The organism is Pseudomonas sp. D(2018) (assembly GCF_005502555.1).
Taxonomy (GTDB): Bacteria; Pseudomonadota; Gammaproteobacteria; order Pseudomonadales; family Pseudomonadaceae; genus Metapseudomonas; species Metapseudomonas resinovorans.
In genome coordinates this window covers 1-20,710 of the sequence record NZ_SCOK01000073.1, presented here as the reverse complement: position 1 = coordinate 20,710, position 20,710 = coordinate 1, and the positions used below count along the sequence as shown (strand labels likewise).

Here is a 20,710-nt window from a genome sequence, read left to right as displayed (position 1 = left end):
AGTGAAACGACGCATCGCCGATGGTAGTGTGGAGCTTCTCCATGTGAGAGTAGGTCATCGTCAAGCTTCTATCCCAAACCCCCGAATCGTGACAACGGTTCGGGGGTTTGTCTTTGCGCCGGAGAAAGTTTGCCGACTCACGAAGTTGGTAGCGCCCAGAAACTCTTGAATCGCAACCGCCGGCGCTCCGCTCGTCTAGAATAGCCGCGATACCTCGAGAGCCTTACCACCATGCCTGAACAGGCTGAACAACGCCCGCTTTCCGACCTTCCTTTGCACGACCTGATCGCCTGCCACGAATGCGATCTGTTGATGCGCCGCCCGGACCTTGATGAAGAACAGAAAGCCTGTTGCCCCAGGTGCGGCTATGAACTAGTGGTGCACCGTTCCAAGATGGAGCGTCGTGCCATGGCCTTGGTGTTGACCGCGTTGCTGCTGTTCGTCCCGGCCAATTTCCTTCCCATAATGAAACTCAACCTGCTTGGGCAGACGACCCATGACACGGTCTGGACAGGCGTTGTTGGCCTCTACAACACCGGTATGGGATCCGTCGCGGTGCTGGTGTTCCTCTGCAGCATGGTCATCCCTCTGATCAAGCTCCTCTGCCAACTGACCGTGCTGGTCTGCATCAAAACGCGCCGCGCACTTGGCCTGGGACTGGTGCTCTATCGGCTTTATCACCATTTGCGGGAGTGGGGGATGCTCGAGGTTTACCTCATGGGGATTCTGGTTTCCATCGTGAAACTGATCGATCTGGCCGACCTGCATCTTGGTATCGGTCTGGCCTGCTTCATTGGCTTGCTGCTGTCTCAGGTATGGCTCGAGGTGACCATGTCGCCGCATCAGGTCTGGGATGCGCTGGAAGCTGAAGGAGAAACTCATGCGCGCCATTGATGCCGGCATTATCGTCTGCGACGAATGCCACCAGTTGAATCGTCCAGGCTCGGATGAGGATCATGGCAACTGCCGCCGTTGCGGCGCAGTACTGTACCCACGGCGACCCAACAGTATCGTTCGAACCTGGGCGCTACTGATTACGGCTACGATCCTCTATGTCCCGGCCAACGTACTGCCAATCATGACGGTGAACTTCTTTGGCAACGGGTCCCCCTCTACGATCATGGGCGGCGTGCTGGAACTGATTCATGCCGAGATGGTGCCAATCGCGCTGGTGGTTTTTGTTGCCAGCATCCTCGTGCCCACCTTCAAGCTGGTAGGGATTGCGCTGCTGCTTTACTCCGTGCAACGGCGACTGCCCATGTCGCCGCGTCAGCGCATCCTGATGTATCGCTTCATCGAATGGATTGGCCGATGGTCAATGCTGGATATCTTTGTCATTGCCATCCTCGTGGCGTTGGTGAACTTCGGCAACTTGGCCAGCATCGAAGCCAACCTGGGAGCGGCGGCCTTCGCCAGTGTCGTGGTGACCACCATGATCGCGGCAGTGACCTTCGACCCCAGACTGATCTGGGACAACACTGATATGGACGACGAGAATGCCTGAGTTGCCAACCCCGAAAACCCGCAAAACCACGAGCTGGTCCGCAATCTGGGTACTACCGCTGGTGGCGCTGCTCATTGGCCTCTGGCTGGCCTGGAAGGCCATGAGCGAAGCAGGCATCGAGATTCAGATTCGCTTCGAGAACGGCGATGGTATTCAGGTGGGTAAGACCCAACTGATGTACAAGGGGATCCAGGTGGGGAAGGTGGTCGACCTGCATGTCAGCGATGACATCAAAGGTGTGGTGGCCACGGTTGAGGTGATGAAGGAAGCCGAGCCTTACCTTAGCAAGGACACCCGTTTTTGGCTGGTACGTCCGCGCGTTTCCCTCGCTGGTGTCACCGGACTGGAAACCCTGGTCTCCGGTATCTATATCGCCATCGATCCCGTGAAGGGGGAGGCGGCGCGGCGATATATCGCGCTGCCCGAACCACCGCCACTGTCCGACTCGCTGCCCGGTCTGCACCTTACCCTGAAGGCTGAACGCCTGGGGTCCCTTGAGCAGGGTAGCCCGGTCTATTACCGACAGATCCAGGTTGGCCAGGTGAAGAGTTACCAATTGGCCGAAGATCAGCGCACGGTCGAAATCAAGGTACACATCGAACAGCCTTATGCGCATCTGGTGCGCAAGCACACGCGTTTCTGGAATGCCAGTGGCCTCAACGTTACCGCGGGATTGGCAGGCGTGAAGATCCGCACTGAGTCCGTGCTCAGCATCATGGCCGGTGGCATAGCGTTCGCGACCCCAGAGCACCGCCAGGACAGCCCTCCCACCGACCCCAGCATCCCGTTCCGCCTGTATGACGGCTTCGAGTCTGCAGAAGCCGGCCTTAGGGTGCTGCTGCGCATGGATGACGTCAGCGGCCTCAGCCCGGGTAGCACGCCGGTGATGTACAACGGTGTGCAGGTCGGCACCCTGAAGAAGCTGGATATGGACAAGGACTTCACCGGCGCCACCGCCGAGCTGACCATGGAGCCACGTACCGAGGACTATCTTGTCGACGGCACCGAATTCTGGACGGTGAAGCCGTCGATTTCGTTGGCAGGCATCACCGGTATCGAGGCCCTGGTGAAGGGCAACTACATTGCCGTGCGCTTTGCCAAGGAGGGTACGCCGACCCGGGAGTTCAAGGTTCGACCCAAGGCGCCGCCGCTTAATACCGATGCACCTGGCCTGCACCTGGTGCTGACCAGCGATCGCCTCGGCTCCCTGGAAGTCGGTAGCCCGATCCTGTTCCGTCAGATGCGCGTGGGCAGCGTGCAGAGTTATCAACTGTCCCGTGATCAGCGGCGCGTGGTAATCGGTGTCCACATCGAACCCGAGTTCACCAAGCTGGTGAACGAGTCCACTCGTTTCTGGAATTCCAGCGGTATCACCCTCAAAGGCGGTCTGTCGGGCGTCGAAGTGAAGAGCGAATCGCTGCAGACCCTGTTGTCGGGCGGCATCACCTTCACCACACCGGACCCGAAGGCCAAGCTTGTCACCCGGCCGCGCCGCTTTACGCTGTTCGACAATGAAGCCCTGGCCATCGAGAAGGGTACTGTCATCGAGATCGCCATTCCCCAGGCTGAAGGCATCAAGGAAGGCACGCCGATCCGCTTCAAGGGCATCGATGTGGGCGAGGTGGAGTCGGTGAACCTGAGCAACGACCTCTCTGGCGTAGTGGTCAAGGCTCGCCTCACCCAGGCAGACGACCGCATCGCTCGTGCCGGGAGCCAGTTCTGGGTGGTACGTCCGGAGCTCGGCCTACTGCGAACGGCCAACCTGGACACGCTCGTCAGCGGCCAGTATCTGGAAGTCCTGCCGGCTGCCAAGCCTGGGGCTGCGCAGACGCGCTTCACTGCACTGGCCGAATCGCCGGATCCGGTCGCCCGCGAGGAGGGCTTGCGCATCACCCTCAGCGCGCCGCGCCGTGGCTCCCTCAAACCGGGCGTGATCGTCAGTTACCGCGAAGTACCCGTGGGCAAAGTGCTTTCCTACGAGCTGGGTAAGACTGCCGACCGCGTCTTCATCCATGTACTCATCGAGCAGCGCTACGCGCCCCTGGTGCACAGCGGCAGCCGCTTCTGGCACACCAGCGGTGTCGGAGTGGATGCCAGCCTGTTCGATGGCGTGAAGGTGCGAACCGGCTCTCTGGAGTCCTTGGTTGAGGGCGGGATTTCCTTCGCCACTCCGAACGAAGGACAGATGGGCAACGCCGCACTCAATGGCCAGACCTTCGCCCTGCATGACGATGCCGAGGACGAGTGGCTGACCTGGTCGCCGAAGATTCCTTTGGCGAAGTAACCACGCAACAAACAAATGGGCCGCAATTGCGGCCCATTTGCTTTCTGGCGAAAGGGTCAGGCGGGTACGGCCGCCTCGTCCTTCGCATCCTGGGTGGCGGTAGCCACGTCGCGACGCTTGATGAACTTCCAGTCCGCCTCATCGATGTAGATGCCGTTCGGGCCACTACCGCCTTCCAGGTCGATGGCGACGTTGGCCGATACCTGCGGCTTAACCGACGCGAGGATGGGTGTGAAGCCCAGTTGCTGGCTAGTTTCGATCAGCGCCTGCTGGTTGCGCTCGTCGATGTCTGCCGCCTCGTCCAGGTAGTAGGGCAGGCGAATGCGGCCGGCTTGCTCGCGGTCCATCAGGTGCAGCAACAGGTACATGTTGGTCAGCGCCTTGATGGTCATCGTGGTGCCGTTGGAGGCGGCACCGTCGATATCGGTGTGAATGACCGGCTGGCCGTGCACTTTGGTGATCTCGAAGGCCAGTTCGAACAGGTCTTTCAGGCCCAGCTGGTTGCCGTTGGCAGCCACCAGGCGCGCCAGGTATTCCTTGGCCTCTTCGTTCTTCGCATCCTGGTCGCTCGAGTTGGTCAGGTCGAAGACCGATAGGGTCTCGCCCTCCTCGTACTGGCCGGCACTATGGATGATCTGATCGATATGGCGCAGGGCATCCTTGTTTGGCGCGAGGACGATGCGGAAGCTCGAGAGGTTGGACACCTGGCGCTTGTTGATCTCGCGGTTGAACAGAGCCAGCTGGTGTTCCAGGTTGTCGTAGTCGCTGCGGATATTGCGCAGGGTCCGGGCGATGTCGGTGACTGCAGCGCGGCGTGCCTTGGCCAGCGTCAGGGCTTCGTCCTGGCGATGTGCATAAGCGTTGATCAGCAACTGCAGGCGGCGCTCGGCGTCGTCTTCGCTGTCGAACTTGGCCACGCCTTTGAGGCGGACCTGGGCGTAGAGCGCCTCGATCTGGCCGTCGATGCGCTGCAGCGCCTGCCAGGTGTCCTGGTAGTCGTTGAGCAGCGGTAGCAGGTTGTCCAGGCTGTCGTCCACCGGGTCCATGAAGGGCTTGCCGAAGGGCAGGTCGGCGGGCAGCAGCTGGCGGCGGCGCAGGGCGTCTTCCAGGGTGCGTTCCTTGGCTTCCAGGTCGGCGAGCTGGCGACCCACCAGTTGCAGCTTGGCGGAGAGCTGCTGGACGCGTTCGGTGAAGGCGTCGGCGGAGCGCTTGAGCTCGTCCTGGGTGGCTTCCAGCTGCGCCAGCTCTTCCAGCTTGGCCGGCTCTTCGGCACTGAGGGTCTGGGACTTGCGGAAGTCTTCCAGGGCTTTCTGGGCGTCCAGCACGTCCTGGTACAGCTTCTCGGCCTGGGCCTTGCTCGCGGCGCGGTCGGCTGCCACGGACTGCTGGGTCTTGAGCTGCTTCAGCTCGCGCTCCAGGCGGTCCTTCTGGTCGCGCAGGGCGGCGCGGTCGGCCAGCGCCTGCAGGGCCGGCGGCTCGATGTGGGACAGGTCGATGGACAGGCCCGGTACTTCGAACTGGCTGCCCTTGAACTGGTCGAGCACGGTTTCCAGGGTTTTCACCCAGGCTTCGCCGTCGTCGAGCTGGATGCCTTTCTCACCCAGCGGCAGGCTGAACAGCTGGCCGTTGAACAAGCGCATCAGGCGGTCCACGTCCGCCTGGGAGAACTCTTCGCGCAGGCGCGAGTAGCTGTTGTTGTCGGCGTGGTCGAGCTGCTGCTTGACCGCCTTCAGGCGTTTTTCCAGGTCGCGCAGGCGTTCGTCCAGATCCTCGGCGGAGAACTGGCGGGATTGCGCCAGGGCGCCGGCGAGTTCGTCGTGGGCGTCCTTGGCGGCGAGCAGCGCTTGCTCCAGCACCTTGGCGTTTTCCACAAGAGCGAAGCGGTTCTTCAGTACCGCCAGCTCACCCAGCCAGCGCTGGTTCTCGGTGATGGCGCGCTCCAGACGCATCATTTCCTGGGTGCCGCCACGCTGTTCGCTCTGCAGGCCGTCCTGTTCGTTGCGGTAGTGCTCGGCCTGGATCACCAGCTCCTCGCGGCGGGCGCCGGAGTAGTCCTGCCAGGTTCCCAGCAGCGAATCCAGCAACGGGGAGATGCGGTGCAGCTTGCCGCGCAGAATTTCGCGCTGCCCCACGCCATTGGCCAGGGCTTCCACCAGCGGGCCGGCGGAGACCAGCGCCTGATAGTCCTGCTCCATGCGGCGTACGTCGCGGAAGGCCTCTTCGCAGGCAGCGATGTAGTCCACGCTGCCTGAGCGCAGGCTGTGCTCGAAGGCATCGAGGAACAGTTGCTTGAGCTTGGCCGCGGTGATTTCACGCATGTGCAGCAGGTTGATGAACAGCGAGCGGAAGGTCTTCAGGCTCTGTTCGCTGGTAGAGCGCAGCGGGATCAGCGTCAGGTCCAGCGGGATCGACGTGTGACCACCCACCAGCAGGCGGCGCAGCTCATCGGGCTTGAGTTCGTAGGCCTTGATGCCTTCGCGTTCCAGGCTGTTGAACAGCTCGCGCTGGCGCAGGCAGGTGCCGTCACGCTGGTAGTGCTCCAGGTTCAGTTCGCCACGGTAGGCGAAGAACTGGTGGCCGAAGCCGCCGCCCGGACCGCGACCGGCCACGCCGATCACGTGGGGGCCGTGGGGCAGGGAGACTTCAACGAGGATGTAGCTGGTATCGGTGGCGAAGTAGAACTTGCGCGACTGCTCCAGGCTGTACTTGCCGAAGCTCATGTCCGACATGCGCGCCAGGATCGGGAACTGCAGCGCGTTGATCGACGCCGATTTACCGAGGTTGTTGGCGCCGTAGATCGACAGCGGGGTTTCCAGCGGGAACAGGCCGAGGCTGTATCCGGCGGTGTTCAGCAGGGCGAAGCGGCGGATGCCGTAGCGTTCCTGGCTCATGCGTCTTCCTCCTGGGCTGCGCGTTCTTCGGCCATGGCGCGGGCCAGGGCGTCTTCTTCTGACTCTGCGGATTCTTCGACGATTTCAGGGGTGTCGATGGGGATGATCGTGTCGCCACTGTCGTCATCCATGAGCACCGGGGCACGCAGTTCCAGGTCGGTGCTGTGCAGGCTGGCAGCCAGGTCGCGGTCGTGTTGCACGGCCAGGCACACGTCGAGGAAGCGGTGCATCGGCGGCAGGAAGCGGTAAATGCCGTTGCTGTCCTCGGCGAAGCCCAGCTGGGTGAGACGGCGGATCACCTTTTCTTCCAGCTCTTCATGGGTAGTCACCTCGGCCTGCATGAACAGGTCGCGGTACTTCTCCAGCAGGGCCGGCAGTTCGTCGCGGCCGATGCTGCCGCCATCGAGCACGGAAAGCGGGTCGCGGCCCTGGTCGGCCAGGTGCTCCACCAGGATGAAGGTGAACAACGCCAGGCGCTGCGCGGTCTTGTTCACCTGGGCGCCCATCTGCTCGGGCACGAAGTAGTAGAAACCACGCGGGTCGCAGACCAGCTCGAAGCCGAGGCCCTTGAACAGGGCGCGGTACTGGTCCTGCATGGTGGACAGCTGGGCGTAGCACTCCGGCTCGCTGCGGGAGAGGTGATAGCCCTTGAACAGCTCGCGGAAGATGGGCGCCAGCTGGGTCATTTCTTTCAGGTCGATATTCATCAGGAAGTCTTCTCGGCCGCGGCGGGTTGGCTCTTGATCAGGGCGTAGGAGCTCAGGCTGACCTGGTGCTCGGCGGTCAGGTAGTCACGGCGCTCCAGGCGATCGCGCGCGAAGCGCGAATCGCGGGAAAGACGCGAGAACCAGTAGAGGAGTTCGTCTGTGGCGCCGTCGGGCTCCTGCTCCAGCAGCCAGACCATCAGGTCCGGTAGCGGCAGGGCCTGCTCGCAACGGTCGAGCATTTCCCGCGCGGTCTTCGGTGAGCGCGGTGCAGTGGCCTTGCGTGTTCCGCCGGATTTCGGGAAGTGCGCCGGTTTCGGCTGGAAGCGAGCCAGGGCGTAGACGTAAGCCTCCACCTGCGAGCCGCTGCCGAGGAAGGTGGTCTGCGGCCGGGTGAACAGCGGCATGGCTGCTTGAGGCACGGCATCCAGGCCCTTCTTGCGGATCACCGACAGGGCCAGGGCGGCGCCACGGGTCACGGCGTTGTGCCGGCGTGCTTCCTCACGCAGCGGCAGCAGCAGTTCCCGGGCCTTGCGCAGGGTCAGCTGGGCGCTGGTTTGCATTTCCAGGATGCGCGCGTGGGTGCGCAGTACCAGGTCGTCGTCCACCAGTTGGCCCAGGCGTTGTTGCTCGCCGAGCAGGCGCAGCAGCACTTGCTCGACACGGCGCACGCCTTGTTCGAAGGCGCCATCGGCGGCGACCAGCTGGATCATCGGTTCAACGTATTCGTCCCAGGTCGCCAGTACTTCGGCGTAGCGTTGGCGCAGAGGGATCTGCCGGTCGCTGGTCTTGGCGCGATCGGCCACGGCCACCAGGGCCTGTTCGTCGTTATCGAGCTTCTTCAGGACGTCGCGCACACGCATGTCGAGCAGGCGCAGCTGGCGTGCCAGGTCGTTGCCGTCGCGGATCTCGAAGGCTTCCTGGATATAGCCGGCAAGGCGTTCCAGGTGGCGCAGGTAGGCTTCGATTTCCAGGCACAGGCCGAGGCGGTGTTCGCGCCGCAGGTAGGCGAGGAAGTCGTGGATTTGCGCGTTCAGCTCGAAGCGGTTCGGACTCTTGGCAACGGGAACCAGGATGTCCAGGCGCACCCAGAGGTCGAGCAGGGCTGTCACGTCGGTGGGCGTGCCCTCCGGCAACTGGCCGGCGAGCTGCACGCGCAGTTCCACCAGGCTCAGGGTGCCGGCATCGAAGCGCTCGCAGAGCGGCTCGAGCAACGTCCAGTGTTCGGCTAGGGCGCGCAATACGCGCTTGGGATCGATCATCGATTGGCCGGGGTTCGCTGAAAAAAGAGGCGATTGTACTTCAGGTTGCTGGCGGCGATTGAGCTTCAACCGATCAGAGGAGCGACACCCGTCGCGGACTGACGTTTTTTGGCAGTTTACGACTGGCATCGTGCCATTAAGCCTGCCGAAGAAGGCTACAAGTCCCATTCAAGTGTTTGAATTCCTTGGCATGTTTTCTGCGTTAGGGGATTGTCCGCTGCCCGACCGCAGAACCCATGAGCCCCGAATCCGCACTGATCGCTGACGCCCGCTGGGCAGAGCTGGAACGCCAGACCGACCTGGACTGGGAGCTCGACGCCATCACCAATCGCCAGGAAGCCATCGACTTCCTGCTGCACTTCGAAAACCGCCTGTGCGTCTATTCGGGCTATGTGGAGAAGCTCTACAGCCGCTACAGCTTCGTGGTGCCCGACGAGGAGCACGGTAGCATCACCATCCTTCCCGACGAGATGGCCTGGCACGACACCTTCCATGAGATTCCCGCCGACGCCGTGTTGCCCACCGGCATCCATATCCTGCCTGGCGAAGTGCTGGGCTCGACCGGCCTCTACCTGAAGATCCCCGGTGAACACCGCCTGAGTCCTTCCTACGAGCTGCCCTTCCACGACGGCCTGAGGCTGCTGATCCAGCGTTACCAGTCGCGGGGTGAGCAGTTCCTGCCGGTGCTGGTCAAAGGCGACCTGCGCGAGTACGAGGCACGCATGCCATCGCTGCACCTGCATCGCATTGATACGAGCCGCCTGGGACGCAACTCCCGGCTGGAGGTCTCGAACATCAAGGGCGCCATCGCCGATCACCTGATCGGCCTGTTCCGCCAGGGCTGACCTCTGCGTTACCCCTTTGTTGCGATGGGTAACAGCTGTCCGTCGCCGACTTCCTGACAAGCCCCCTCAACTCGACTATGGGTCGGGACGCTTCCCGGCTTGCCTCCCTATAGTGGCTAGAAAGGGGACGAGTCTTCGTCGCTTGCCCATACAAGAACAATCAGGGATGTCGCCATGCGTTCGAATCCGCTGCCCGCCTGGTCGCTGAAAGCCATTCTTCTTGCCGGGGTGTTCTCCACGTCCATCGCCCAGGCGCGAATGGAGGAGCTGGCCGACAGCGAACTGTCCAACATCACCGGCCAGGCCTTCATCAACCTGACCACCGATGCCAATGCCGGGATCAACTACACCCGCGTCAACTTCGGGGTGAACGTCGACACCCAGCTGAACATGAAGAAGCTCCAGCTCGGCCAGTACGACGACTCCGTTACCCGGGCGGGGGAAGTCGCCGGTTCGTCCGACATCCTCATCAACAACTTCGCCCTTGGCACCGTGAATGCGGACGGCTCGGTTAACCCATTCCGTATCGCCGATCCCTTCGTCGAACTGGCCTATTCCGGCAACAAGGTGGTGGGTGTGCGCATTGGCTTCGGCGAGGCCAAGGGCGTGTTGTCGGGGGATATCCAGAGCCTGACCGGGAACATCCCGGTGCACATCACCGGCACCGCCAAGCCCATTATCGACAAGGCTTCGGGGTTCGATCAGTTCCTCCTGGCGCTGGCCGGTATCAGTGACTCGACCAAGCTGCAGGCCGACGCCACCCTGGTGAACTCCAGCGGCAACGCCGATCCGGTACGCGGTGGCATGGCCGGCCTCACCAATGGCACGGCGCTGAGTTGCGTCAGCGGTTGTAACCTCGGCGGCCTCTCCGACGCTCTGCTCAGCCTGTTCAAGTCCAGCGGTTGCGGCATCCTCTCCCTTAATACTTGCTTCCCGCTCAGCGACTTCAAATCCCTGCCGGTGGGCAACATCAGCAACATGAACACCATGGAGGGCGCGGCGAAGGGCTTCTTCATCTCCTTCCAGACCCAGGACCTGGCGTGGAAGGACATGGACCAGAACGCCTTCATGACCGCCCTCAAGGGCGCTTTCATGAACATGCCCAAGTACCGCGACGCCAACGGCAACCTGGTATCGCCGATCAATATCGACTTCGAGCAGGCGTTCAATGGCATCCCGCGGCAGGACACCTGCCTGGGCACAGCCACCGCGGGGTGCTGAGCATGCGCAGAACCGTCGTGATCCTGCTGTCGTTGGCCGCCGCCACAGTACAGGCTGAACTCAAGGCGCTGGATGACGCGGAGCTCTCCAATGTGGACGGTGCCGGAATCGGCTTCGTGCTGGATCAGGTCCTGCTGGATGCCAATAACGCCACCATCACCATCAATGACATCACCAACGCCGCCAAGCAGAACGTCCCCATCGCGGTGAAGGAGTTCTACCTTGGCGCCGCCGGCAGCAACAAAGGGGCGAACTTGAGCCCGGTGACCATCGGACGGCTCGACCATCCCTTCGCCCTTAACCTGGCCAAGGGCGAAGACATGCGGACCCTGCGCGACGATGGGCAGTGGGTGCAGACCACCCCGAGCAATGTCACTGTCCTGGAATTCATGTTTCCCGAGCGGCTGACCGGTGCTGCCGGCCAACCCTGCATTGGCGGTTTCGCCGGTGCCGGCAACAGCTGCTCCAGCCGGGCCAGCGAAAAGGTCGACCTGGGGATTCGCTTTGACTTCCAGGTGGCTGCCGGACGCACCGATATCCTCAACCTGGACTTCGCCGAACTGGCGATGGATGGCTCCTACCTGCGCCTGTGGGGTGACAGCAGCCGCAACCAGATGGTCGGCGAGGCGCGCATCAACCTCTTCGCCAAAAGCCTGCAGATCATGAGCTGCGCGGCCGGCACCAGCGGTTGCAGCACCGCGACCGAACAGCGCGACCGCACCATCTTCCTCAACAACGCCTATGCCAATATCTCTCTCGGCTATGGCAAGAGCCAGCCGTTGCTGTTCGACGTGAGCAGCAACGGCCAGTTCGTGCTGGAGCTGCCCAACCCGACGGCGTCCGGCACCACCCAGGCGCAGAAAGACGCCCTGGCTGCTGACTTCTACGCCAACGCGCCGCGCACCAACATCGTCATCAACAGCCTCCAGACCGGTAGCGGCAGCTTCAACAGCGGCGGCTACAACTTCGGCTACAACGCCATCCAGGGCCTCAGCATCAATTACCTGAAGGTGACCAGCCATGACCTCTAGGGCGCTCTACCTGGCAACGTTGCTGGTACTTCCCATGCTGGCCAGAGCTGAACTGCAAGCGCTCGAGGATGCCGACCTGAGCCAGATGAGCGGGCAGGGCGGGGTGTACCTCTCTGGCGAATTCAGCATCAACAAGAACGGTGGCGTGCTCTGGAATACACCGGCGTCCAACAACCCGGCCACATGGACGGCCAACGAGCGCAGCTGCGCCATCGCTGGCGCCGCCACCCCGGAAAGTTGCGGCCTGCGCATCGCCATACGTTCCGAGGCTAATGGCGGCTGGTATGTGCTGGACAACCTCAAGGGCATCTTCAGCTTCGAGGGCCTGACCTTGAACACCCGACTGATCAACAGCGGTTTCGGTGGCGACGGTGCGGCCTTCAACCAGGATGTGCTGGCGCTGGGCCTGCCCAACGAGATGCGCTTCAAGAACGGCAGCTTCGCCTTCGGCGTGGCCAACCAGGGTGGCTGGCAGAACAAGTCCGGCACCGTCGCCAACGGCGGCAATCCCAGCTACCAGCAGACCAATATCTTCTCGGCGAAAATCGACGGCACCATCCGCATGCAGGGCAGCGTGCTGATCTTTCCGAAGAACTGAGGAACCGCCCATGCGCCCAGCCCCCTTGCTGTTCGGCATGCTCCTCGCCTCCCAGGCCCTGGCCATGGAGGCTCTGGACGACTCCACCATGGCCTCGGTCAGCGGCCAGGGCGGCATCAGCCTGGAAACCTCCAGCCAGGGCTGGTCGGCCAGCAACGTCAGCTACACGCAGGACGGCCGCAGCCTCAACCTTCGGGATGTGAGCAATCGCGCCGCCAGCGGCACTACCAGCACGTCCCAGTCGACCCTCGATGTGCAGGATGGCCAGTTGCAGGTCCAGCACAGCGCCAGCCCGCAGGTGCTGGCGGTGAACAACATCGAGATGGACGGCAGTAGCAAGAGCTTCGGTTCCTTCCGCGCCTTCTACACCCTGGGCGCCATCTTGAAGCTCAAGGGCGGCGGGGCCAGTGGCGTCAGTGGCATTGCGGTGGACGACAGCCGGCTGTCCCTTACCGACGTCACCTTTTATTACCGCGACAACGGCTTCGACCTCATCGTCAAAGGGCTGTCCTTCGACACCTACCTGGACAACGCCTACCTGGACATCGTCGGCGGCGGCACGGGCCAGGAGGTCAAGCTGAACCTGGGGGACGCCCGCTTCGTCGGGACCGTCGGCGGCATCAGCCTCGACCTTGCCCATGGCGACCCCACGGCCTCGCCCGCGACGCCCGGCGCGCCGGACCTGCGCGACGCCAACGCTAGCCGCAGCTTTGGCAAGCTGAGCATGGACTTGCGCCTGGGCGGCAGCCTCAGCGTCGCCAGCGGGGGCGCCAATGGCGAGGGCATTCGCATCCGCCCGGACCTGAACATCGGCAGCAGCCTGTTCCAGTACCAGGACGAAGGCATCCTGCGCGCCGAGAACTTTTCCGGCACCTTGCGCAGCCTCGGTGGCCTGACCATCGACCTGGCCCAGGACGTGGGCGGCAGTTATGCACAGGTGGCCTTCCAGGACCTCAAGCTCAACGCCACCCTGGGCGGCCTGATCATCGGCAACCCGACCAACCAGAAGCTCGGCAGCCTGGCCATCGACCTCAACTTCGCCGATGACGGCGCCAAGCAGAACTGGCTCAAGCTTCGTCCGGGGGGCGACCCCAACTCGGGTGCCAAGGGGCTGACCGCCGATATCAGCTGGAACATGGCCAACAGCTCGGTATCCCTCACCGATAACGGCAACAGCATGTGGTTCAGCGGCCTGCGCACCAACGGCACCGGCCAGCTCACCGTGGACCTGACCAAAAGTTGCGCGGGCGGGGCCAGCACCGGTTGCTACGCCGGCACCCAGAGCGACATGGGCAAGGGCAGCTACAACGGTCATTTCGACGGCCTGCGCCTTGGGCTTTCCAACATCAAGGGCGGCTACAGCTTCGACGGCCTGCGCGTCGGCTCGGCCGATGCGCCGTTGCAGGGCGGCACCGAACTGCTGGTGCTGATGGAGATCTTCCCGGCCTACGACTTCACCCTGAATGGCCAGATCACCCTGCTGCCGGGGGGGGGCAGTGGCGACGGCTTGCGCTACAACGCTGATTTCGTCTTCAGCGACGCCCGCGCTGCCATCACGGTGGATGAAACCGGCAAGGGCCTCTGGCTGGCCGGCACCACCTACGACATGCACTTCCGCGATGGCTCGGTGGACGTGAGCAACAACGGCATCGAACTGCGTAAGGGCACCTACTGGTCGAAGCTGGAGGTCAGTGACCTGCGCTGGGGCGATCGCGCCACCGGCACCAGCCTTGGCCGGTTGGTACTGAAACGCTTTGAGCTGGGCTCCACCCTGGCGGTGAGCTCTGGTGGTGCGGGCGCCCTGTGTGTCGGCGGTAGCGGCGCCAATGCCGGAGCCTGCTCGGCCAGTGGCGGCCGTTGGGAAGATCGGGGCAATGAAGGGGTGTCGGTGAAACTGAAGAACGTCTTCGTCCGCGATACCGCCATCGAAAGCACCACCAACGGCGTGGCCACCGACGAGAAGCGTAACCAGATCGTCTGGGAAACCAACCGCGTCAACGGCGTTGCCGGTAGCGGCAGTCAACTGGTTGTGGATAACTTCTCCACCTCCGACGGTAACCCCAGCGAGCCCGACGCCAACACCTACGGCTTCAACGCCGACCTCAACCTCGACGTTGCCCCGACCAAGGTCTGCACCAACAACGGCGGCAGCTGCACCCCCGTCACTCCCGACCCGCTGGGCTTTGCGGTGAACGGCCGCATCCACTTCAAGGAAATCAACGTCGACCGCCTGCAACACGTCCACCCCACGGGCGGCGCCGTCACCTCCATGTACGGCATCAAGGTGCAGAACGCGGATATCAGCGCAAACCTGACGGCTACACCGATCAATTGAAGTTCTGGGAGGCACGCCTGTAGGGGCAAATTCATTCACCAAGCAGGCCGAAGGGCTGCCCAGCATGGCGGGTTAGGGCAGCTGCGCCGCCCTTGGCGAGTAAATTCACCCCCACAAGACCATTCCCACCTCCCCACAGGGCCGCCACCCGCCCGCCGACCTTTCCGCCCACGGCTTTTCACGCCACAATTCCCTGATCTGGAGCCGTTGCCACAAGCAGTCCGGCACCATCAGCCTGAGCCCCGGCCGCACGTACGGTGGGGCCGTGAGGAGCGAGACATGAGCAGCCAAGATCGCGTCATCATCTTCGACACCACCCTGCGGGACGGCGAGCAGAGCCCCGGCGCTTCCATGACCAAGGAAGAGAAACTGCGCATCGCCAAGGCCCTGGAACGGATGCGAGTGGACGTGATCGAAGCCGGCTTCGCCATCGCCAGCCCCGGTGACTTCGAGGCAGTCAAGGCCATTGCCGACAGCATCAAGGACAGCACCGTGTGCAGCCTGTCGCGGGCAGTGGATGCCGATATCGACCGCGCGGCCGAAGCCCTGGCCGGCGCTAATTCCGCACGCATCCACACATTCATCGCCACCAGCCCCATCCACATGCAGTACAAGCTGCGTATGCAGCCGGACCAGGTGGTGGAGCAGGCCATCCGGGCGGTGACGCGTGCACGCAACCTCTGCGAAGACGTGGAATTCTCCTGCGAAGACGCCGGCCGCTCCGAGATCGATTTCCTTTGCCGCATCATCGAAGCCGCCATCGATGCCGGTGCTCGCACCATCAACATCCCCGACACCGTCGGCTACGCCATTCCGCACCAGTACGCAGAAACCATGCGACAGCTGCTGCAGCGCATCCCCAATGCCGACAAGGCCGTGTTCTCCGTGCACTGCCACAACGACCTCGGACTTGCCGTGGCCAACTCCCTGGCCGCCGTTGCCGTAGGTGCCCGCCAGGTGGAATGCACCATCAACGGCCTGGGCGAGCGCGCCGGCAATGCCGCGCTGGAAGAGATCGTCATGGCCATCAAGACCCGCCAGGATGTACTCGGCGTCTATACCAATATCGACACGCCACACATCCTCAGCACCTCGCGGATGGTGTCTGGCATCACCGGCTTCCCGGTGCAGCCGAACAAGGCCATCGTCGGCGCCAATGCATTCGCTCACGAGTCGGGCATCCACCAGGACGGCGTGCTCAAGCACCGCGAAACCTACGAGATCATGTCCGCCCAGTCCGTCGGCTGGCACACTAACAAGATGGTGCTGGGCAAGCACTCCGGGCGTAATGCCTTCCGCACCCGCCTGGACGAGCTCGGCATCCAGTTGGGCAGCGAGGCCGACTTGAATGCCGCCTTCGCCCGCTTCAAGGAGCTGGCGGACAAGAAACACGAAATCTTCGACGAAGACTTGCAGGCGCTGGTCTCCGACACCCTGGGCGAGGAGGCGCCGGAGCACTTCAAACTGGTCTACCTGGAAGTCGCCTCCAAGACCGGCGAAGTACCCCAGGCCAAGCTGGTGCTGGCCATCGACGGCGTGGAGCAAGGCTCCAGCGCCGAGGGCTCCGGCCCGGTGGACGCCACCTTCAAGGCCATCGAAAGTCTGGCCGCGTCCGAGTCGAGCCTGCAGCTCTACTCGGTCAACGCCATCACCCAGGGCACCGATTCCCAGGGTGAAGTCACCGTCCGCCTGGAAAAAGCCGGACGAATCGTCAACGGAAACGGTGCCGATACCGATATAGTTGTCGCCTCCGCAAAGGCCTACCTCAATGCGCTGAACCTGATGCAGGCCGGCGTACGCAAGGCTCACCCACAGGTTGCTGACGTTTGATCACAGAACACCGTCGTCGCGCGTATCTCAATGCCATGCAGGTAGCCACCTGGCTACCGCGCGTGGCATTGCCCTTTGCCGCGCCCTCCAATCTCGAATTGCTGGCCCTGGCCCCGGAAGTCCCCCTTGAGGACGCGCCAAGGCCAGTCGCAGATGTCGTTCCCGATGCTCCGGCCACCGAATCCCGCCCGGCGGCGACGTCCGTGCGCGCCAAGATCGAGATTCCCCGTCCAGGCAGCACTCCGCGCCCGGTCGCCCAGCCCGAACCCGAAGCGGCTGCCGAACCCGAAGCCGCACCGGCCAAGGTGGAAACGCTGCCGCCGCCGCGCTTCTCCCTGCAACTGCTGCGTGCCGGCAACTGCCTGCTGCTGGTGGAGTTGCCCACCGGCGAACCCTTCCAGAGCCGCGATCCGGCCTACCTGCTACTGAAGGACCTGCTGCGCGCCGCCAGCCTGCCAGACAGTCCGCAGATCCTCGGCGAACCGGTGCGCTGGCCGCTGCTCAGCCGCGGCAATATGGACCAGGGCCCGGACGCGGCCCGAGACTTCGTTCAGGGCTTCGTTGGCATGCGGGTGGAAGAGCAGGGTGATTGTGCCTGCCTCTGGCTCGTAGGCCTCCCAGCGGTGCGCTTTGCCGGTGAAGCCGACGCCACGGCCTTCAACCGCGAATTGCAGGTTGAAGGCCTGGGCGCCGCCTGGGCACTGCCTGGTCTGGAACTGTTGATGGACGAGCCCGAGCGCAAGGGCGAACTCTGGCAAGCCATGCGCCGTGTGATGCGCCGCTGGAAGAGCACTGAATGACCGACGCTGTTTCCTTCCGCCCGATGACCGAGGCGGATCTCGATGCCGTACTGAAAATTGAATATGCCGCCTTCAGCCACCCTTGGACTCGCGGTATTTTCACCGACAGCTTGAAGTCCTACGACTGCTGGTTGATGTTCGAAGGTGGTCAGCAGGTTGGCCATGGCGTGATCAACGTCATCGTCGGCGAGGCCCACCTGCTGAACATCACCGTCAAGCCGGAAAGCCAGGGCCGCGGCCTGGGGCTGCGCCTGCTGGAGCGCCTGATGGAGCGCGCCCGCGAGCTGCAGGCCGGCGAATGCTTCCTCGAAGTGCGCGCCAGCAACCAGTCCGCCTACCGCCTGTACGAGCGTTATGGCTTCAACGAAATCGGCCGTCGCCGCGACTACTACCCCGCCGTGGGTGGCCGCGAAGACGCACTGGTCATGGCCTGCACGCTGATCGATTGAGTCTCGCGCAGGCCATTGCCAAAGCTCCCGGTGCTCCGTAAGGTGCCGCCAGCCAGAAGAGGAGAAGACGCATGAGCGACCTGCAACAGCTGATCGACAACAACGCGCGCTGGGCCGAGAAGATCAAGCAGCAAGACCCGGACTTCTTTGCCAAGCTGGCCAAACAGCAGGTGCCGGAGTACCTCTGGATCGGCTGTTCCGACGCCCGCGTGCCGGCCAACGAGATCGTCGGCATGCTGCCTGGCGACCTCTTCGTCCACCGCAACGTGGCCAACGTGGTACTGCATACCGACCTCAACTGCCTGTCGGTCATTCAGTACGCCGTGGACGTGCTCAAGGTGCGACACATCCTGGTCACCGGCCACTACGGCTGCGGTGGCGTCCGCGCAGCAATGCGCGACACCCAGTACGGCCTGATCGATGGCTGGCTACGCACCATCCGCGACCTCTATTACGAGCAGCGCGAGCACCTGGCCACCTTCGCTACTGAAGAAGAACGCGTCGACCGCCTCTGCGAGCTGAACGTCATCCAGCAAGTGGCCAACGTCAGCCACACCACCATCGTCCAGAACGCCTGGCATCGCGGCCAGGAGCTTTCCGTACACGGCTGCATCTACGGCATCAAGGACGGTATCTGGAAGAACCTCAACGTCACCGTCAGCGGCATGGAACAACTGCCGCCGCAGTACCGCCTGCGCCCACTCGGACAGAACTGAATCATGACGCAGTACAACAGCCGGGCCGTTGGCCTGGCTTGGCTCGGCCTGCTTGCGGCCAGCGTTTTCTGGGCCGGTAACGCCCTCGTCGCCCGTGCTTTCCACGATGCCATCCCCCCCTTCAGCCTGGCCTTCTGGCGCTGGAGCCTGGCGCTGGCCATTCTCCTTCCCTTCGTAGCCCGCCCCATGTGGGAGCACCGCAGCGCCCTGCGCTACGCCGGATGGCGTCTGCTGGTAGTGGCGGCTCTGGGTATCAGCACCTACAGCGTGCTGCTTTACTTTGCTGCGCGCACCACGGTGGCCATCAACCTCACACTGCTCAACACCTGCCTACCGCTGGCAACGTTCATCGGCGCTGGCGTCCTGCTCAACGAATGGCCACCCCGACGCGCCTGGCTCGGCATGGCGGTGGCGACCGTCGGCCTGCTGGTGCTGATCGCCCAGGGGCGGCTGGAACAACTGGCCGCCCTGTCGTTCAACCCAGGCGACCTGATCATGTTGCTTGCCGTGGTGGACTGGGCGCTCTACACCCTGCTGCTGCGACGCTGGAACAGCTATTTCAAGCTGCCGCCGCTGGTGCTGCTGGGGGCGTTGGTGGCGTGCGGCGTACCCATGCTGCTGCCGTTCTACCTGCTGGAACTCGCCAGCGGGCAGCGCTTCGAACTCTCCACGGAAAACCTCGCTGCCATCGCCTACACCGGCGTTGCTGCCTCGCTGCTGGCCTACCTGCTTTGGAACCAGGGCATCCGCGTACTGGGGGTGGCCAAGGCGGTGCTCACCAACTACCTGATGCCAGTGTTCACTGCATTGCTGGGGTACCTGCTGTTGGGCGAGGGGTTGCAGGCTTACCATTGGTTCGGTGGGGCGTTGATTTTCGCCGGCCTGCTGCTGGCGACACGTCCGTCGTTGAGGTGAGCCCAATGTACGCGCTAGTCGTCATTCCCGGGGCCGACTGAGGTTGCTTTCAGTGCGGCGGCAACCCCGTACCAGACACTACTCTCCAGGCTCTGCAGAGCCATCATGCCGGCACCTTCTGCGCCGTATCGTCCCCCACCAGGCAGCGAGTGGCCGGCTACCACCGGCACCGTAACCCACTCTCGCCAAACGGCTGAAAACTGCCGTGGAGAACGTCCTGCTGGACGAGTGGCGGGCGGACTTCGGCTTCGAAACTATCCGCGTCAGCGGCGACCCAGCATCGCCCTGAACACCTGCACTGCCCGCCAGGACCGGCTCTGTTTAAGAGCAATAAGCTCAGCCTCCGCTTGGTTGGCACGTTGCCGCTCGGCTGCTAACGCGTTCGTCAGTTCCCCGACCGGAAAGCTGAAATGGTGGCCGTAGCGCAGCTTGAATTCACCCAGAAAGCTCGGTGGTGTTTCAAACGCGCCGATCAGGTTGCCTGAACCAATACAGTTGCCAATCCCCGCGGCACCAGGCCGCTCTCGTCGGCAAGAACCAGCTCTGTCGCTTGCGCTTGCCTGAAAGAGAGCGCACTGCATGTCGGTTGGCGCTGGGCGCAGCTAAGGCCAACAGCCACGTGTTACTCAAAAGAGAACCCCGCCAGGGCGGGGTTCTCGATAGTCAGCTTGAATCAATCGCTACCGGTCCTGGCGGAGCCTTCTCCACCAGGACCAACATCCTTTTAGGCGCCCGGAGTTCGAGCCGCGCCGAGCCATCCACAATCGGCCCAATCACGATCTCGATCCCCTCCGCTTTCAACATCGCCATCAACACTGATTCGCTGACTCCTTCCAGAACCCTCAGTGTCAGAACATCACCTTCCCTGCGTTCGCCAACATGAATTTGCATGTGGATTGCCTCGCATGGATGACTTCGCAAGGTCATCACGAAGCGTGAAGGTGGTCCATGCAGCCCAGAGTGAATCGGAATACTCCTACGCAGGTGTTCGTCGATGCTGATACTGATTAGGTTCCCTAGCTGGCTACACCGGGGGTTGAACCTTGGAATTGAGCGTTATGAATCACCCGAGCCGCACCCCGTTGAAACCCAAAGCCCCATAAATTGGGACTTCCAAACGTCGTCTATCCTCGCAAAACTGAATCGCCCCGGGTTTCGTAGAGGCCTCAACTCTTGAGAAGATGAGGCCATGAGAAAGACTGCGACCTACTGCCCTGAAGTCCGTGAACGTGCCGTGCGCATGGTTCTGGAGCACCTGAACGACTACCCCTCCGAGTGGGCGGCCATTGAGGCCATTGCCCCGAAGATCGGCTGTGCAGCGCAAA

General features: G+C 62.9%; 17 protein-coding genes and 1 pseudogene. 14 read left to right on the top strand and 4 right to left on the bottom strand.

What is annotated here, in order from left to right:
- Window positions 1–231: 231 nt before the first annotated feature.
- Genes FFS60_RS26570 through FFS60_RS26560 form a run of 3 tightly spaced genes read left to right on the top strand, consistent with a single transcriptional unit; the run spans window position 232 to window position 3,788 of the window.
- Entirely contained in the window at window positions 232–894 is a 663-nt protein-coding gene (locus FFS60_RS26570) for a paraquat-inducible protein A (RefSeq protein WP_028629895.1), read from the top strand.
- A complete protein-coding gene (locus FFS60_RS26565) occupies window positions 881–1,504 on the top strand; it encodes a paraquat-inducible protein A (protein WP_028629896.1) in 624 nt (207 codons plus the stop codon). Before FFS60_RS26570 ends, FFS60_RS26565 begins: the two co-directional genes overlap by 14 nt.
- The gene (locus FFS60_RS26560) at window positions 1,497–3,788 is read left to right on the top strand and encodes an intermembrane transport protein PqiB (protein ID WP_137823677.1); all 2,292 of its coding nucleotides are present in this window, start codon (window positions 1,497–1,499) and stop codon (window positions 3,786–3,788) included. Before FFS60_RS26565 ends, FFS60_RS26560 begins: the two co-directional genes overlap by 8 nt.
- 56 nt (window positions 3,789–3,844) lie before the next feature.
- On the opposite strand, the gene mksF is transcribed toward FFS60_RS26560, so the two are convergent.
- Genes mksF through mksB form a run of 3 tightly spaced genes read right to left on the bottom strand, consistent with a single transcriptional unit; the run spans window position 3,845 to window position 8,645 of the window.
- A complete protein-coding gene (gene mksF, locus FFS60_RS26555; RefSeq protein WP_028629898.1) occupies window positions 3,845–6,679 on the bottom strand; it encodes an Mks condensin complex protein MksF in 2,835 nt (944 codons plus the stop codon).
- Window positions 6,676–7,386 (bottom strand): Mks condensin complex protein MksE, encoded by a 711-nt coding sequence (gene mksE, locus FFS60_RS26550; RefSeq protein WP_137823676.1) that lies wholly within the window; start codon window positions 7,384–7,386, stop codon window positions 6,676–6,678. Before mksE ends, mksF begins: the two co-directional genes overlap by 4 nt.
- On the bottom strand, window positions 7,386–8,645 hold the full coding sequence (gene mksB, locus FFS60_RS26545) for an Mks condensin complex protein MksB (RefSeq protein ID WP_137823675.1): 1,260 nt from the start codon (window positions 8,643–8,645) through the stop codon (window positions 7,386–7,388). The genes mksE and mksB overlap by 1 nt, the downstream gene beginning before the upstream one ends.
- Window positions 8,646–8,881: 236 nt before the next feature.
- On the opposite strand from mksB, the gene FFS60_RS26540 reads away from it, so the two are divergent.
- The 10 genes from FFS60_RS26540 (at window position 8,882) to FFS60_RS26495 (ending at window position 19,385) form a co-directional block, all read left to right on the top strand.
- On the top strand, window positions 8,882–9,490 hold the full coding sequence (locus FFS60_RS26540; RefSeq protein WP_028629901.1) for a hypothetical protein: 609 nt from the start codon (window positions 8,882–8,884) through the stop codon (window positions 9,488–9,490).
- A gap of 174 nt (window positions 9,491–9,664) precedes the next feature.
- On the top strand, window positions 9,665–10,711 hold the full coding sequence (locus FFS60_RS26535; RefSeq protein WP_256658163.1) for a DUF6160 family protein: 1,047 nt from the start codon (window positions 9,665–9,667) through the stop codon (window positions 10,709–10,711).
- A 2-nt stretch (window positions 10,712–10,713) separates the two neighbouring features.
- Window positions 10,714–11,742 carry a hypothetical protein gene (locus FFS60_RS26530; RefSeq protein ID WP_028629903.1) on the top strand — a complete coding sequence of 343 codons (1,029 nt, stop codon included), beginning with the start codon at window positions 10,714–10,716 and terminating at the stop codon, window positions 11,740–11,742.
- On the top strand, window positions 11,732–12,340 hold the full coding sequence (locus FFS60_RS26525; RefSeq protein ID WP_137823674.1) for a DUF6160 family protein: 609 nt from the start codon (window positions 11,732–11,734) through the stop codon (window positions 12,338–12,340). The genes FFS60_RS26530 and FFS60_RS26525 overlap by 11 nt, the downstream gene beginning before the upstream one ends.
- A 10-nt stretch (window positions 12,341–12,350) precedes the next feature.
- The gene (locus tag FFS60_RS26520; protein WP_137823673.1) at window positions 12,351–14,675 is read left to right on the top strand and encodes a DUF6160 family protein; all 2,325 of its coding nucleotides are present in this window, start codon (window positions 12,351–12,353) and stop codon (window positions 14,673–14,675) included.
- A 279-nt stretch (window positions 14,676–14,954) separates the two neighbouring features.
- Window positions 14,955–16,505, top strand: a complete 1,551-nt coding sequence (locus FFS60_RS26515) for a 2-isopropylmalate synthase (RefSeq protein ID WP_028629906.1) — start codon at window positions 14,955–14,957, stop codon at window positions 16,503–16,505.
- A complete protein-coding gene (locus FFS60_RS26510) occupies window positions 16,502–17,305 on the top strand; it encodes an energy transducer TonB (protein ID WP_137823672.1) in 804 nt (267 codons plus the stop codon). The genes FFS60_RS26515 and FFS60_RS26510 overlap by 4 nt, the downstream gene beginning before the upstream one ends.
- Complete coding sequence (gene rimI, locus FFS60_RS26505; protein WP_028629908.1) at window positions 17,302–17,754, top strand: ribosomal protein S18-alanine N-acetyltransferase; 453 nt, start codon at window positions 17,302–17,304, stop codon at window positions 17,752–17,754. The genes FFS60_RS26510 and rimI overlap by 4 nt, the downstream gene beginning before the upstream one ends.
- A 71-nt stretch (window positions 17,755–17,825) precedes the next feature.
- Window positions 17,826–18,470, top strand: coding sequence for a carbonate dehydratase (gene can / locus FFS60_RS26500; protein WP_028629909.1), 645 nt, complete (start codon window positions 17,826–17,828; stop codon window positions 18,468–18,470).
- 3 nt (window positions 18,471–18,473) lie between these two features.
- Window positions 18,474–19,385 carry a DMT family transporter gene (locus FFS60_RS26495; protein ID WP_137823671.1) on the top strand — a complete coding sequence of 304 codons (912 nt, stop codon included), beginning with the start codon at window positions 18,474–18,476 and terminating at the stop codon, window positions 19,383–19,385.
- A 663-nt stretch (window positions 19,386–20,048) separates the two neighbouring features.
- Here the strand turns inward: FFS60_RS26495 and FFS60_RS26490 are convergent.
- A complete protein-coding gene (locus tag FFS60_RS26490) occupies window positions 20,049–20,276 on the bottom strand; it encodes a hypothetical protein (protein WP_137823670.1) in 228 nt (75 codons plus the stop codon).
- A 298-nt stretch (window positions 20,277–20,574) separates the two neighbouring features.
- Between FFS60_RS26490 and FFS60_RS26485 the strand changes: the two are divergent.
- A pseudogene (locus tag FFS60_RS26485) lies at window positions 20,575–20,710 on the top strand (IS3 family transposase); the annotation flags it as partial.